The sequence below is a fragment of the Hydrogenophaga sp. PBL-H3 genome (assembly GCF_010104355.1).
Classification (GTDB): Bacteria; Pseudomonadota; Gammaproteobacteria; order Burkholderiales; family Burkholderiaceae_C; genus Hydrogenophaga.
In genome coordinates, this window is the sequence record NZ_CP044972.1 from 4,358,407 (window position 1) to 4,372,479 (window position 14,073).

Annotated in this window: 11 protein-coding genes; 4 read left to right on the plus strand and 7 right to left on the minus strand. The window is 67.6% G+C overall.

Annotated elements, in window-relative coordinates:
- Positions 1 to 25: 25 nt before the first annotated feature.
- Together F9Z44_RS20405 and F9Z44_RS20410 are read right to left on the minus strand one after the other, a co-directional pair.
- Positions 26 to 1,417 (minus strand): peptidylprolyl isomerase, encoded by a 1,392-nt coding sequence (locus F9Z44_RS20405; RefSeq protein WP_159608500.1) that lies wholly within the window; start codon positions 1,415 to 1,417, stop codon positions 26 to 28.
- On the minus strand, positions 1,410 to 3,884 hold the full coding sequence (locus F9Z44_RS20410; protein WP_236574211.1) for an LPS-assembly protein LptD: 2,475 nt from the start codon (positions 3,882 to 3,884) through the stop codon (positions 1,410 to 1,412). Before F9Z44_RS20410 ends, F9Z44_RS20405 begins: the two co-directional genes overlap by 8 nt.
- Positions 3,885 to 4,027: 143 nt before the next feature.
- Between F9Z44_RS20410 and F9Z44_RS20415 the strand changes: the two genes are divergently transcribed.
- From F9Z44_RS20415 to F9Z44_RS20430, 4 genes are read left to right on the plus strand one after another with little or no spacing between them, the layout of a single operon-like run.
- Entirely contained in the window at positions 4,028 to 5,119 is a 1,092-nt protein-coding gene (locus F9Z44_RS20415) for an aminoglycoside phosphotransferase family protein (RefSeq protein ID WP_159608501.1), read from the plus strand.
- A gap of 4 nt (positions 5,120 to 5,123) precedes the next feature.
- On the plus strand, positions 5,124 to 5,867 hold the full coding sequence (locus F9Z44_RS20420) for a 16S rRNA (uracil(1498)-N(3))-methyltransferase (RefSeq protein WP_159608502.1): 744 nt from the start codon (positions 5,124 to 5,126) through the stop codon (positions 5,865 to 5,867).
- On the plus strand, positions 5,864 to 7,039 hold the full coding sequence (locus F9Z44_RS20425) for an MFS transporter (protein ID WP_159608503.1): 1,176 nt from the start codon (positions 5,864 to 5,866) through the stop codon (positions 7,037 to 7,039). Before F9Z44_RS20420 ends, F9Z44_RS20425 begins: the two co-directional genes overlap by 4 nt.
- Positions 7,040 to 7,064: 25 nt before the next feature.
- Complete coding sequence (locus tag F9Z44_RS20430; RefSeq protein WP_159608504.1) at positions 7,065 to 7,559, plus strand: YidB family protein; 495 nt, start codon at positions 7,065 to 7,067, stop codon at positions 7,557 to 7,559.
- Positions 7,560 to 7,563: 4 nt separating this feature from the next.
- Here the strand turns inward: F9Z44_RS20430 and F9Z44_RS20435 are convergent, their stop codons facing one another.
- The 5 genes from F9Z44_RS20435 to F9Z44_RS20455 all read right to left on the minus strand — a co-directional run bounded on the left by F9Z44_RS20435 (position 7,564) and on the right by F9Z44_RS20455 (position 14,051).
- Positions 7,564 to 8,427: an alpha/beta hydrolase gene (locus F9Z44_RS20435; RefSeq protein WP_159608505.1), complete on the minus strand. Its 864-nt coding sequence runs from the start codon at positions 8,425 to 8,427 to the stop codon at positions 7,564 to 7,566.
- A gap of 43 nt (positions 8,428 to 8,470) precedes the next feature.
- Positions 8,471 to 9,973: a M20 family metallopeptidase gene (locus F9Z44_RS20440; RefSeq protein ID WP_159608506.1), complete on the minus strand. Its 1,503-nt coding sequence runs from the start codon at positions 9,971 to 9,973 to the stop codon at positions 8,471 to 8,473.
- Positions 9,974 to 10,089: 116 nt separating this feature from the next.
- The gene (locus F9Z44_RS23200) at positions 10,090 to 11,661 is read right to left on the minus strand and encodes a methyl-accepting chemotaxis protein (protein WP_159608507.1); all 1,572 of its coding nucleotides are present in this window, start codon (positions 11,659 to 11,661) and stop codon (positions 10,090 to 10,092) included.
- 26 nt (positions 11,662 to 11,687) lie between these two features.
- Positions 11,688 to 13,475, minus strand: a complete 1,788-nt coding sequence (locus F9Z44_RS20450) for a methyl-accepting chemotaxis protein (RefSeq protein ID WP_159608508.1) — start codon at positions 13,473 to 13,475, stop codon at positions 11,688 to 11,690.
- Positions 13,476 to 13,523: 48 nt separating this feature from the next.
- Entirely contained in the window at positions 13,524 to 14,051 is a 528-nt protein-coding gene (locus F9Z44_RS20455; protein ID WP_159608509.1) for a chemotaxis protein CheW, read from the minus strand.
- Positions 14,052 to 14,073 lie beyond the last annotated feature (22 nt).

Sequence of the window (14,073 nt, forward strand, 5' to 3'; positions counted from 1 at the left end):
CTGACCACCGAGGACACCCTCGATATCACAACTGTGGTGCTTCGCGGTATTCGACGTAGGCGCGACCGCGCACGTCTTGCACCCAGGTGCGCAAGGCTTCGTTGATCTTTTGCTCGCGCACCAGACCGCGCACCATTTCGCGTTGATCGCGCGCGGAGAGCGTGCTCTGGCGGCGTTCGTCCACGCGGATCAGGTGCACACCGAAGCGCGAGACCACGGGAAGAGACATCTCGCCCGGGCGCAGACGCCCCATGGCGGCTTCAAACTCGGGCACGAATTGGCCGGCTTGCGCCCAACCGAGGTTGCCACCATCGCGGGCGGAGCCGTCCTGGCTGTGCTCGCGCGCCAGGGCTTCAAACGTGGCCTGGCCAGCAGCGATCTGCTGGCGGTAACCGGCCAGGCGGGCCACGGCGTCGGCCTCGCTGAGCTGTGGACCCAGGCGCAACAGGATGTGGCGCGCCCGGGTTTCGCTGACGGCGACATCGGGCAGGCCCGCCTGGCGTTTCTCGATCACCTTGAGGACATGGAAACCCGCCGGGCTGCGCACGGGGCCTGCGACCCCGCCAGCGCTCAGCGAGCGGGTGGCATCCACGAACAGCTCGGGCAGTCGATTGGCCTGGCGCATGCCGAATTGACCACCATTGGCGCGCTCGGGCCCTTCGGAGAACTCACGCGCCAGCTCGGCAAAATCGCCGCCTGCGCGGGCGCGGTCGGCCACGCTTTGGGCGCGCGCCTGCAGTGTCTGCACACGGTCGGGCGCGGCGTCTTCGGGCACCGCCACGAAAACCTGGGCCAGGTTGAGCTGCAGGCTGGCCACGTCGTTGCTGCCCTGGCGCTCGCGGATGAAGTCATCGATGTCGGCTTCGCTCACGCGCACCTTCGAATCCACCTCGCGCTCGCGCAGGCGCTGCAACAGGATCTGGTTGCGCAGGTCGTTGCGCAACTGGTTGATGTCGACGCCGTCGGCGGCGATGCGGCGGCGGAATTCTTCGGGGGTGAGCTGGTTCTGCGCGGCGATGGATTGCTCGGCCTGCGCGAGTGACGCTTCGTCGACGCGGATGCCGAGCTCGGTACCGAGTTGCACCTGGGCGCGCTCACTGACGATCTGCTCAAGCACCTGGCGGGCGAGTTGCTCGCGCGGGGGCACGGGTGCCGACTGCTGGGTGAGCTGCTGCTCCAGGCGGACCATGCGCTGGCGCACTTCGTTGTTGGTCACCGGCTCGGAATTGACCAGCGCCACGATGAAATCGGCGGTGCGGGATGTCGAGGCCGCCGGCGTTGACGCAGCGGGCGCGCGCAACCCGCTGGAAGGCCGCAACGCCTGCGCGTGCACGACCGCGCCACCGAACAGTGAACTGCACAGCAACCAGATGGCCAGGCGAGGAAAGCGGGGGCGATGGGAGGAGCGGTCAGTCATATTGTTGGAACCGGCTGGGCGGGTTGATTTCTTCGCGCAGGTACTGGTAGCGCGGCACGTTGTCTTTGAGGGTCTTCAGCGGGTTGGAGCCGATGCGGGAGAAGCCCGTGAATTCCAGCTGGAACAGGATACGCTGGTTGGCCACGGCGGTGCTGCGCTGCAGGCGTTCGAGCACGATACGCCCGACCCAGCAGCCGGCGTCGAACTCAAAGCCCGCCACCAGATCGACCACCTTGCGATCGGGCACGCTGTAGTTGATGCGGCCCACGCTGTACCACTGACCTGGGCCGAGCGCACGGCCAGGCACTTCGGTGCGTGCGGGCTCTCCGAAGAAATCGTTGAGCGGCCACTGCCAACCCACGTCGAACTGTTCGCTGCTGCCGCGCTGCAGGCGGTAGGCTGCGCTGAGCGTGCGGAACTTGCTCGGTGTGTAGCGGCCGCTCAGCGTGGTGCGAACCGACTGCCGATCGCCAGGGCTGTATTGCACGTTGGCGTCGGTCAGCCAGCGCGAACTCCACTGCACGCGGGCGGCCAGCAGGATGTCGCTCAGGCGTTCGTTGACCGGGTCGCCACCGGCCAGGCCTGCGGCGTTGGGCAGGAACACGTTCTGGTCGCGGAACAGGTACCGCTGGGCCACACCCAGGCGCACCGCTTCGGCGCCGTTGGCGGGGTCCAGCAAGCGGGAGCTCAAGCCTACGGTGAGCGCACGCGTGTCCGAGATGCGGTCGTTGCCGCCGAAGGCGTTCTCGGTGTAGATCGAGGCGAGGTTGAAGTCGTTGGCGGCCGAGTCGTAGTTGGGCAGCAGGCGCTGGTCGCGGTAGGGCGTCCAGGTGAAAAAGGCGCGCGGCTCCAGCGTCTGGGTGAAGCCTCTGCCAAAGTAGCTGGCGTCACGCTCGAAGATCAGGCCGCTGTCCAGGCTGAGGGTGGGCAACACGCGCGTGGCGCTGCGCGAACCGTTGGCCAGCGGGCTGTCAAAGCTGTACTGCGTGGCGTGCAACTGGGCGCGGGGTTTGACGAACCAGCCCGGCGCCTGAAAGCGCCGGCTGATCTCGGCCACGGTGAGTGCGCGATCTCCGTTGGTTTGCCGGGTGAGCGAGGGCACCGACTGGAAGCGCGTGTACTCGGTCAGGACCGACCAGTCCACACCGCTGAGGTTGGCCACCTGCGCGTCGCTGCGCCCATAGCGCACCGCCACCGAGGGCAGCCGGTCGTAGGGCGGTGTGATGGGTGCGGCGATGTCCTGCAGCGTCTGCCAGGTGTAGGCGCCCGCGCTCACCGACCACGGACCCTGGCCCCAGCTGTACACCGCGTCGCTGGCCAGCAAGCGGGTGGTGAGCGAAGCGGTGGCGCGGGGGAAGTCGCGCCAGTAGTCGTCGTCACTCACGCGGTTGAGGTTGAGGTACAAGCCCGCCGATCCCCCGAACCCCAGGCTGGTGCCAGTCAGGGTCTGGTTGTGCTGGGCCGTGTAGCCCCAGCGGTTGGCATCGCGCAGCTGGTCGGACGGCATGTACGCGCCGCGCACCTGGCCCGCGTAGGTGGGCTGCAGGTAGCGCACTTCGGCACCCAGGTCCACGCCGCGCTTGCTCATCAGCGTGGGGTAGAGCGTGGCATCCAGGTTGGGCGCGATGTTGAGGTAATACGGCAGCGTGACTTCAAGGCCGCTGATGTTGTCGATGTTCAGCGTGGGTGGCAGCAGGCCGGACTTGCGCGCGTCGGTCAGCGGGAAGGAGAAATGGGGCCATCCGAGGATGGGGACGCCCTTGAACTCCAGCGCGCCGTTGGTGGCCGTGCCGGTCTGGGCCACGTTGTCGAACTCGATCTTCGTGGCGCGCACCATCCAGTCGGGCATCCAGCTGGCGCCGGGTGTGCGCGGGCAGGTGGAGTAGCGGGCGTCATGGGCCACGGCCTTGTCTTCGCCCAGGAAGTCCACCCGGCTGGCGTCGCCCGTGCCTTCGTTCTTGAGCAGGTTGAACGTGGGCTGGGTGAACGTGCCCTGGTAGGTCTCGACGTTGAGCTGCAGCTCGGGGCCTTGAAAGCGGTCACCGCTGCGGTTGATCAGCACGTTGCCCTTGGCCTGTGCCTCGTTGGTGCGCTGGTCGAGCTGCAGGCGGTCGGCCCGGATCACCGTGTCGTGGCGGCGCAGTTCGGCGCTGCCTTCCACCGCCGTGATGCCGTCGGTCTGGCCTTCGATGCGGTCGCCCGAGACGAAGGTGGGCGCCTGCCGCCTGGCGTTTTCGGGCAAGGTTTCCAGCAGCGTGCCGCTGGAGCGCAGCGACACGCCAGGCTGGGGTACCTCGTCGCCGTCGCCCGACTGGGCTTGCGCCAGGCCGTGCGCGCCCAGCGCACCAAGAGCCAGCAGCGAGAGCAAGCCGCGCACCGCCAGCGCCACGGGGGCTGCCTGGAGACGGGGTCGCGCAGGCCCACCGGGCAAGGCTGGAACACAGGACGGGTGGGTGCGGCGATTCAAGGGGAGGAAGTCGTTGACCGGGCCGATCAAAAGCGGACGAGCGCCGCGGATCAGCACAGGGGGTTTGTAGAATCAGCGGCCATTATCCACTGCGCGATCACGCGCGCGGCCCATTGACAAGCGGCGCCAAATCACCCACCACCATGACCCTGTCCAACACCGCCGTCGAGTGGGCCGATCCCCAACGCGAAGCCGCTTTTGCCGCCTGGTTGCGCCCGCTCGCCGACCGGCTGGGATTGCTGGCACACACGCTGCGCGCGGCCTCGGCCGATGCGAGTTTCCGGCGCTACCTGCGCATCGACGCGCAGGCCGGGCACAGCCTCATCGTGATGGACGCCCCACCCGCGCACGAAAACTGCCAACCCTTCGTGCACGTGGCCACGCTCATGCGCGAGGCCGGCCTGCTGGTGCCCGAGGTGCTGGCCTGGGACGAGCCACAAGGCTTCATGCTGTTGAGCGATCTGGGTCACCAGACCATGCTGGATGGCATCGACCCGGACAACGCGCAAGCCAACCACGGGCGCTACGTGCAGGCGCTGGACGCGCTGCTGGCCTGGCAGCTCTCATCGAAGCCCGGTGTGCTGCCGCCCTACAACGAGGCCCTGCTGCGCCGCGAGCTGCAGCTGTTTCCCGACTGGTACCTGCAACAGCACAAACAGTTTGCGTTGAGCGACACGCAGGCCAACACCTTGCAGAAGGCTTTCGACTCGATCGTGGCGCACAACCTCAACGCCCCCAGCGTCTACGTGCACCGCGACTTCATGCCCCGAAATCTCATGCTGCCGCGCCAACCCGGCGACACGCCCGCCCAACAACTCGGCGTGCTCGACTTCCAGGACGCGGTGCACGGCCCCATCACCTACGACATCGCCAGCCTCTTGCGCGACGCCTTCCTTACCTGGGACGAGGACTTCGTGATCGACGTGACCGTGCGCTACTGGGAAAAGGCGCGCAAGGCCGGCCTGATGGACTTCGAGGACTGGCACAGCGACTTCGGCGCCTTCTACCGCTCGGTCGAGTGGATGGGCCTCCAACGCCATTTGAAGGTGGCCGGCATCTTCGCGCGCCTCACGCTGCGCGACGGCAAACCCAAGTACCTGGCCGACGCGCCACGCTTCATCGGCTACATCCGCCACACCGCGCACCGCTACCGGGCCCTGGGCCCCTTCCTGCAGCTGATCGACGAAGTCGAGGGCCTGCAGGCTGCCTCGGGCTACGCCTTCGGGCGGGTCTGAGCGCATGCCGCGCTTCCACTGCCCCGCGCCGCTGCTCGCCGGCCAGAGCCTGGGCCTGCCCGCCTCGGTCGCGCGCCATGTGCAGGTGCTTCGCCTGCAGCCCGGTCAGACCATCACGCTGTTCAACGGCGACGGCGGCGAGTGGAGCGCCACCATCACCCGCATGGGCCGCAGCGATGTGGACGTGACGGTGGGCACGCACACCGCCACAGAGCGCGAACCGGACCGCGCCGTGACACTGGCCATGGGCATGCCCGCCAACGACCGCATGGACTGGCTGGTGGAGAAAGCCGCCGAACTCGGCGTGGCCGGCCTGCAGCCGCTGCACACCGCGCACAGCGTGCTGCGCCTGACCGGCGAGCGCGCGACCAAAAAACAGGCGCACTGGCAGTCGGTGGCGGTTGCCGCGTGCGAACAATGCGGTGGCAACCGCGTGCCCACCGTGCAGCCCGTGGCCGACTTCGCGGCGTGGCTCAAGGCCCTGCCACCCGCGGACGCCGCAGCGCCAGAGCTGCGCTGCCTGCTCTCGCTGGCCGAGGGCACCCAGCCGCTCACCCAGGCCCTGCGTCAGGTTGCCGTTGACTCGCCCGTGTGCTTCCTCAGCGGGCCCGAAGGCGGGCTCAGTCCGGCGGAAGACGCGCTGGCCCGCGCAGCCGGATTTGTGCCGGTGACCTTGGGCCCGCGGGTGCTGCGGGCCGAGACGGCGGCACTGACGGCGCTCGTCGTTGCGACAACATCGGCACCGTGAACAAAAACCTCTGGCTGCTGGCCGCCGCGCAAGGCCTGTTTCTCACCAACAACGTCGTCTTCATCGCCATCAATGGCCTCGTGGGGCTGTCGCTGGCGCCGCTGGGCTGGATGGCCACGCTGCCGGTGATGGGCTACGTGGTGGGCGGCGCGCTGTCCACGCCGCTGGTGGCGCGCACGCAGAGCGCGTTCGGGCGCAAGGTGTCGTTCCAGATCGGGCTGCTGGTGGCGCTGGGCTCGGCGCTGCTGTGCACCTGGGCGGTGATGGACCGCAATTTCTGGCTGCTGGTGGCCGCCACCGTGATCGCTGGCTACTACAGCGCCAACGGCCAGCTCTACCGCTTCGCCGCGGCCGAGCTCAGCGCGCCGGCGTTCCGCGAAAAGGCGGTGTCGCTGGTGCTGGCGGGCGGGTTGGTGGGCGCGGTGCTCGGACCCAATCTGGCCAGCCGGACACGCAGCCTGTTCGAGGTGCCGTTCGTGGGTGCCTACCTGTCTCTGGCGGCGGTGGCGCTGCTGTCCATGGTGGTGATGGCCTTCATGCGATTCCCAGCCGTGCCCGCCAGAGCCGCGCACGCCGACCGGGGCCGCCCCTTGCGTGTGCTCATGCGCCAACCCGTGTTCATCGTGGCCACGGCCGGCGCCGCCCTGGGCTACGGGGTGATGAACCTGCTGATGGCGGCCACGCCGCTGGCCATGCAGGTCTGCGGTTTTCCGTTCGAGGACGCGGCCCTGGTGCTGCAGTGGCATGTGATCGGCATGTTCGCGCCGGGCTTCTTCACCGGACACCTCATCAAGCGCTTTGGCGTGCTCAGCATCATGGGCACGGGTGTGGCGCTCAACGTGGTCTGCGTTGCGATCGCGCTGTCGGGTGTGGAACTGCACCAGTTCCTGATCGCGCTGTTCCTGCTCGGCGTGGGCTGGAACTTCCTCTTCACCGCGAGCACCACGCTCTCGCTGCAGTCGTACCGGCCGGAAGAAAAAGACCGTGCACAGGCGGCCATCAACTTCTGCGTGTTCGCCACCATGGCACTCACCTCGTTCGCCTCGGGCGCCCTGGTGACCACGCAGGGCTGGCAATGGCTGAACGCGGGTTCGCTGCTGCCGCTGACCCTCACCGCCACGGCCCTGATCTGGCTTGCGTGGCGTGGTCGGCAGGCCCACAATCCGGCCTGAGCACATTGACTCACGGAGGAACGCCATGGGACTGCTGGATTCTTTGCTCGGTGCTGCTACCGAGGCTGCGATGGGCTCTCAGCGCAGTGACGGCGTGGCGCCCGCCGACACCGCTGGCGGTCTGAACCCGCAAATGCTGATCACCTTGGTGAGCACACTGCTCAACAACGCGGGCGGCCTGCAGGGGCTGCTGGCCAAACTGCAATCGGCCGGGCTGGGCGAAGCCGCTCAATCGTGGGTGAGCACCGGTGCCAACCAGGCAGTGAACCCCGACCAGCTCGGGCAGGCGCTCGGCCCCGACCTGATGGGCATGATCACGGCCCAGTTCGGTGGCAACACGGCCCAGGCCTCGACCGCGCTGTCCAACATCCTGCCGGGCCTGATCGATCAGCTCACGCCCCAGGGACAGATGCCCGCCGACAACGGCTTGGGCGCGCTCGGTGCCCTGCTCGGTGGGCAAGACGGCCCGGCGCCGGACCTCATGGGCATGCTGGGCGGCTTGATGCAGCCGCGCCGCTGACACCTCAGGCGGCGCGTGGCAGTGGGGCGATCACGTCCAGCCACGCCTTGAGCGTGCCGAACACGGCCGACGGGTCGGCCTCGTTGAATATCTCGTGGTACAGACCCTCGAAAGCCTGCGCATGCACTGTGTTGCGCGGTGCGGCGGCGGCAAATGCGCGGCTGCCCTCGGATTTCACCAGGTGGTCGTCGCCCGCGTACATCAGCAGGGTCGGCACGCGCCAGTCGGGTGCTGCTTCCAGCACGCGCGGTCCGTTGCTGTCGATGAAATGCGCAAGCCGCGCCGAAATGCGGTCGTGCACCCGGCGGTCTTTCTCGTAAGCCGTCACCGTGGCGGCGTTGTGCGAGATCTTGCTCGCGTCCAGCCCGTTGGACAGGGTCTTGTTGGGTGCGAACCGGTACATCAGATCGATCAGTCGGCGCTGCACCAGGCCCAGCCCGGCCTGCAGCGCGGGCGATGACAGCACCAGACCGTCGACCTCGGCAATGCCGCGCTGAACGAAGGTGGCCGTCACCAGCCCGCCCATGCTGTGTCCCATGAGGATCAACGGGCAGGCCCACGGCTCGGCGATGTGGCGGCGCGTATCGTCCAGCACCTCGGCCAGGTCTTCCAGCAGCGCGTCGTCGTCGGGCAACACGCCCTGGGCACCACCCGAGTCGCCGTGGCCGCGCTGGTCGAAGGCGCGCACGACGAAACCCCAGTCGTTGAGGCGGCGCGCCACTGCGTCGTAGCGCCAGGCGTGTTCGCCCAGGCCGTGAACGATCAGCACCACGCCGCGTGGTCGCCGGCGCATGGGCAGGGGCCAGTCGTACAGCGCGAGGTTGAGGCCGTCGCGCAGGGTGAAGGGGGCCTGGGTCGTATCGGTCATGTCGGCACAGCTGGATGCATCGGGGCGTTGGGCAAGACCGTGATCAGGGCATGCGGGCAATCACCTGGGCCACGGTGGCGGTCAGGCGTTGCGCATAGTCCAGGTGCAGGAACTCGTTGGGACCGTGTGCGTTGCTCTTGGGGCCGAGCACGCCGCACACCATCATCTGCGCGGTGGGGAAACCCTTGCTGAGCATGTTCATGAGCGGGATGGTGCCGCCCTGGCCAATGGTGCCGCAGCCGGCGCCGAAGTGCGCCTGTGACGCGTCCTGCAGCGCCTGCTCGAACCACGGCGTGGTGGCCGGTGCGTTCCAGCCGCTGGCGGCCCCTTCGCCTTCAAACGTGACCTTGGCCTGGTAAGGCGCGTTGTCTTCCAGCAGGGCTTTGAGTTCCTGCACGGCCTGCGGCGCGTCCACCAGCGGCGGCAGGCGCAGGCTCAGCTTGAAGGCGGTGTAGGGCCGCAGCACGTTGCCGGCGTTGCGCATCTCGGGGAAACCGTCAGCCCCCGTGACGGACAGGGTGGGCCGCCAGGTGCGGTTGAGCAGAGCGTCCACCGGGTCGGTGGTGGTGGGCAGGGCAAACACGGTAGAGCCGCCGCAGTCGTGGTGCGCCCAGGGGAAGCGCTTGTAGATTTCGTCGCCCAGGATGGCGGCGGTGGCGCGCGCCTGCTCGATGCGCTCCGCCGGCACCTCGCAGTGAAAGCTGGTGGGCAGCAGGCGGCCGGTGGCGCTGTCCTCCAGCCGGTCGAGCACCTGGCGCATGATGCGAAAACTCGACGGCACCAGGCCCGAAGCGTCGCCCGAGTGGATGCCTTCGGTGAGCACTTCGACCTTGAGCACGCCGCTGGCCATGCCGCGCAGGCTGGTGGTGAGCCAGAGCTGGTCGTAGTTGCCGGCACCGCTGTCCAGGCAGATCACCAGGCCCACGTCGCCCAAGCGCGTGCGCAGCGCGTCCACATAGGGCAGCAGATCGCCCGAGCCGCTCTCTTCGCAAGTCTCGATCAGCCCGACGATGCGCGGATGGGCTGCGCCCTGCGCCTTGAGCGCCTGCAGCGCGGCGAGGCTGGCGTAGACCGCGTAACCATCGTCGGCGCCGCCACGGCCGTAGAGCTTGCCGTTGTCGATCTTGGGCGTCCAGGGGCCGAGGTCGCTGCGCCAGCCGGTGAACTCGGGTTGTTTGTCGAGGTGGCCGTACATCAGCACCGTCTGGCCGGAGGCGGGAGCCGGCGTGCCGTCCTTGCCAGCGCAGGCAGGCACTTCAAAAAACAGCACTGGCGTGCGCGGCACACCCTGCGCATCGTTGAGCTGGATCACCTCCAGCGAGAGGCCTTCGACCTTCTGCGCCCGCACCCAGTCGGCTGCGCCGCGCAACACACGGTCCAGCAGGCCATGGCGGGCCCAGTCGGGGTCAAAGGCGGGGGATTTGGCCGGCACCTCGATGTAGCGCACCAGCTCGGGAATGATGGTCTGCGTCCAGGCGGCATCGATGTGGGCCTGCAAGGCTTCTGGATCGAGGGGAGGCAGGGCGTGGGGCAGGCGGGCATTCATGGCGGCGGTCTCCAGGCGAGGCGCCCCGCGAAGACCGGGACGCTACCCGCAGCAGTATAGGCAGAGCGGCCCTGGCGTGCCGTTGCTGTGGGCACCCTGCCCTGGCGCCCACCGCCTCAGGCGTGGGCCGAGCCCGACAGGCGGAACACCCGCACCACACCGGCCAGCCGGCTGGCCTGGTCCTTCAGGCTTTCGGCCGCCGCGGCGCTCTCTTCCACCAGCGCGGCGTTCTGCTGCGTCATCTGGTCGAGCTGGCTGACAGCGGCATTGACCTGGCCAATGCCTTGTGATTGCTCTTGGGCGGCGGTGGTGATGTCGCTGATGAAGGCCGAGACCTTCTCCGCGTTGGCCACGATCTCGCCGATGGTGCTGCCGGCCTGGGCCACCAGCCGGGATCCGGTCTCGACCTTGCCCACGCTGGCTTCGATCAGCACCTTGATCTCCTTGGCGGCCTGCGCGCTGCGCTGCGCCAGGCTGCGCACCTCGGCAGCCACCACGGCAAAGCCCCGGCCCTGCTCGCCGGCGCGCGCGGCTTCCACCGCGGCGTTCAGCGCCAGGATGTTGGTCTGGAACGCGATGCCGTCGATCACGCCGATGATGTCGCCGATCTTCTGGCTGCTCTGGTTGATCTCGTTCATGGTCGTGACCACCTGGCTCACCACCTGGCCGCCGCGCACCGCGACCTCGGCATTGACCACCGCCATCTGCGTGGCCTGGCGCGCCGAGTCGGCGCTCTGACGCACCGTGCTGTTGATCTGATCGATGCTGGCCGCCGTCTGTTGCAGGTTGCTGGCGGCCTGCTCGGTGCGTGCACTCAGGTCCTGGTTGCCGCTGGCGATCTCTTCGCTGGCGGTGCCGATGCTGTCGGTGCTGTTGCGCACCTCGCCGACGATCCGCGAGAGAGAGGCCTGCATGCCGCCCAGGGCCTGCATGAGGGACGCGAGTTCGTCCTTGCCGCTGACGTGCACCGCCTGGGTGAGATCCCCGTTGGTGATGGCCGTGGCCACGCGCTGCGCTTCGTCCAGCGGCTGGCAGATGCTCTTCATGTTGGACAGCGTGGTGGGCACAACCACCAGCGCGGCCAGCGCCAGCGCCACGCCGAAGATCAGCAAGGTGTGACCGCTGGTGTCCTTTCCCTCCTGCTGCAGGCTGGTGGCCTCGACCTTGAGCACCTCTTCCACCCGCTTGAGGTTGACCAGGATGCCGGCGTACTGCTCGTGTGCGCGCGCCAGCATGCGGTTGGCCACGGTGGCGGTGTCGTAGCCGTTGTCGGCCAGCTGGCGTGTGACGGGTTCAACCGCGGCGCCATAGCGCTCGAGCTGCTCTTTCATTTCGCGGACGACAACGTTGTCACCGTCTTCCGTGCCCACCAGCATGTGATCGATCTGCTGCAGAGCGGCCTCACGCGCGGTCTGCCACTGGGCCTTGGCCTTGATCACCTCTTCGGGCTTTTCGTAGCCGATGATCATGTCCTTCTCGTAGCGGCCCATGTCACCCAGCGCCACCTGCAGGCGGGATAGGGTGAGCGTCTCTTCAAAGGCGTGATCGACAAACTCGACGCTCAGCGCGTTGAGCCGATTCATGCCCCACAGGCCAGCGCCACCCACCATGGTCAGCAAGACCAGAACGACGCCGATCGCGCCCACCATTCGGGTGCGGATGGAAAACTGTCTCATCAGTTGTTGCATGGTGATTCTTCTGGTGTCGGGTCGGGTCAGAAACTTTCCCAGTCGCCTTCTGCGCCGGCGGCCACGGCGGGGCGGACAACGGGCGCCGGGCGAACGACGGGCGCGACAGGCGCGGGTCGCTGGGATGCCTCAACCGGCGCGGCCAGGGCCAGCGCTTTCGGCGGCTGGGCCTTGGGGCTGGCCGGCTTGAGGCTGGTGGGTTTGTGGACCACAGGCTTGACAGTGCTGACGGCTTTCGCCGGCACCGCCACCGGCGCGCTGTAGGCCCGCGCGGCGTCGATGCGGAAGATCTTGATCACCTCGGTGAGCCGTGCGGCCTGGTCCTTGAGGCTCTCGGCCGCAGCGGCGCTCTCTTCGACCAGCGCGGCGTTCTGCTGCGTCATCTGGTCCAGCTGCGTCACCGCCACATTGACCTGCCCGATCCCGTCGCTCTGCTCTCCCGCCGCCGCCGTGATCTCGCCAATGATGTCGCTCACCCGCTGCACCGAGCCCACGATCTCGCTCATGGTCTGACCTGCATCGGCCACGAGCCTTGAACCCGCTTCGACCCGGTCCACGCTGGCACCGATCAGGTTCTTGATTTCCTTGGCCGCCTCGGCGCTGCGCTGCGCCAGGTTGCGCACCTCACCGGCCACCACCGCAAAACCCCGGCCCTGTTCACCGGCGCGGGCGGCTTCCACGGCAGCATTGAGCGCCAGGATGTTGGTCTGGAACGCAATGCCATCGATCACGCCGATGATGTCGCTGATCTTCTTGCTGCTGTGGTTGATCTCGTCCATGGTCGTGACCACCTGGCCCACCACCTGACCGCCGCGCACGGCGATCTCGGCCGCACTCGCCGCCAATTGATTCGCCTGGCGCGCGGCATCGGCGCTCTGGCGCACGGTGCTGGTGAGTTGTTCCATGCTCGCCGCCGTCTCCTCCAGGTTGCTCGCCGCCTGCTCGGTGCGCGCGCTCAGGTCCTGGTTGCCCGAGGCAATCTCAAATGACGCGGTGTTGATGCTGTCGGTGGCGCTGCGCACCTGGCCAACGGTCTGGATCAGCGAGGTTTTCATCGCAGCCAGCGCGTTGAGCAGGTCCCCCAGCTCGTCTCTGCGAAGGGTCTGCACATGACCGTTCAGGTCACCCGCCGCGACCGCCTGGGCGATGCCCACGGCTTCGCGCAACGGTGCCGTCACAGACAGGGTGATGCGCCAGGCGACCACGCTGGCCAGCAACGCGGACAGCGCGGCCAGGGCCAGCATCATCGTTTCCTGGCGCTCGATCGTGTCGTTGGAGGCAGCAACGGCCACATCGACCAGCTCACGCTGGAACTTCTGCAGTTCCGACATGCTGTCGGTGTAACGGTTGGCTGCGGGCAGCAGGGTCGAATCCAGCTGCCGCATGGACTCGGCGAGATCGCCGCTCTTGAGCGTTGCGAAGTAGGCCTTGCGAACGGCGATGTACTCGCTGCGGCGGGTGGAGATGTCCTTGAGCAGGGCTTTGCCCTTGTCGCTGCTGATCTCTTCGTCCAGCGTCTTCTGCAGCACATTGATGCGCTCGGTGGTCTGCGCAATCATGGGCTTGAAGTAGGCGTCCACCTCCGGGTTGTCACCCGACTTGGCCATCGCCAGCACGCGGTTGATGTTCAGGCGCGTACTCGCGAGCCACTCGTCCATGACGGCAGAGCGGTGCTCCATCACGACCACCCTCGCCGTTGCCTGCTGCGCCGATTTCAGGCTGGTCCAGCCCAGGGCGGTGAGTGCAAGCAGCAGCACCAGGACACTGGCAAAGCCCAGGGTCAGGCGGTGACCGATCTTGAGTCGGTTGAACATTGTTTTGTCTCCGGGAAAAGCGGGAAGTGAAGGCGGGCGCCCGAGGGCTTACTGCAAGGACTGGGTCGAATCCATCAGACCCATGTCGGTGCTCGACATCAGGGCTTCGATGTCCATCAGGATCAGCATGCGTTCGCCCACGCTGGCGATGCCGGTGATGAAGCTGGTGTCCACGTTGGTGTTCATCTCGGGTGCGGGCTTGATCAGCTCGCCGGCGAGTTCCAGCACGTCGGACACCGAGTCGACCACCGCGCCGACGACGCGACCGCGCACGTTGAGCACGATCACGACCGTGAAGCCGTTGTATTCCACCTTGTCGCAACCCAGCTTGATGCGCAGGTCCACCACCGGCACGATGACGCCACGCAGGTTGACCACGCCCTTGATGAACGAGGGCGCGTTGGCAATGCGCGTGGGCTCTTCGTACGAGCGGATTTCCTGCACACGCAGGATGTCGATGCCGTATTCCTCGCCGCCCAGGCGGAAGGTCAGGAATTCGGCGCTGGCCTTCTGGGCGGCCGCTGCGCGGGCGCTGTCGTGGCGGGCGATGTGGTTGGCTTCGTTGCGCATGTCCATGGGATGGGTCCTCGGTTATCGG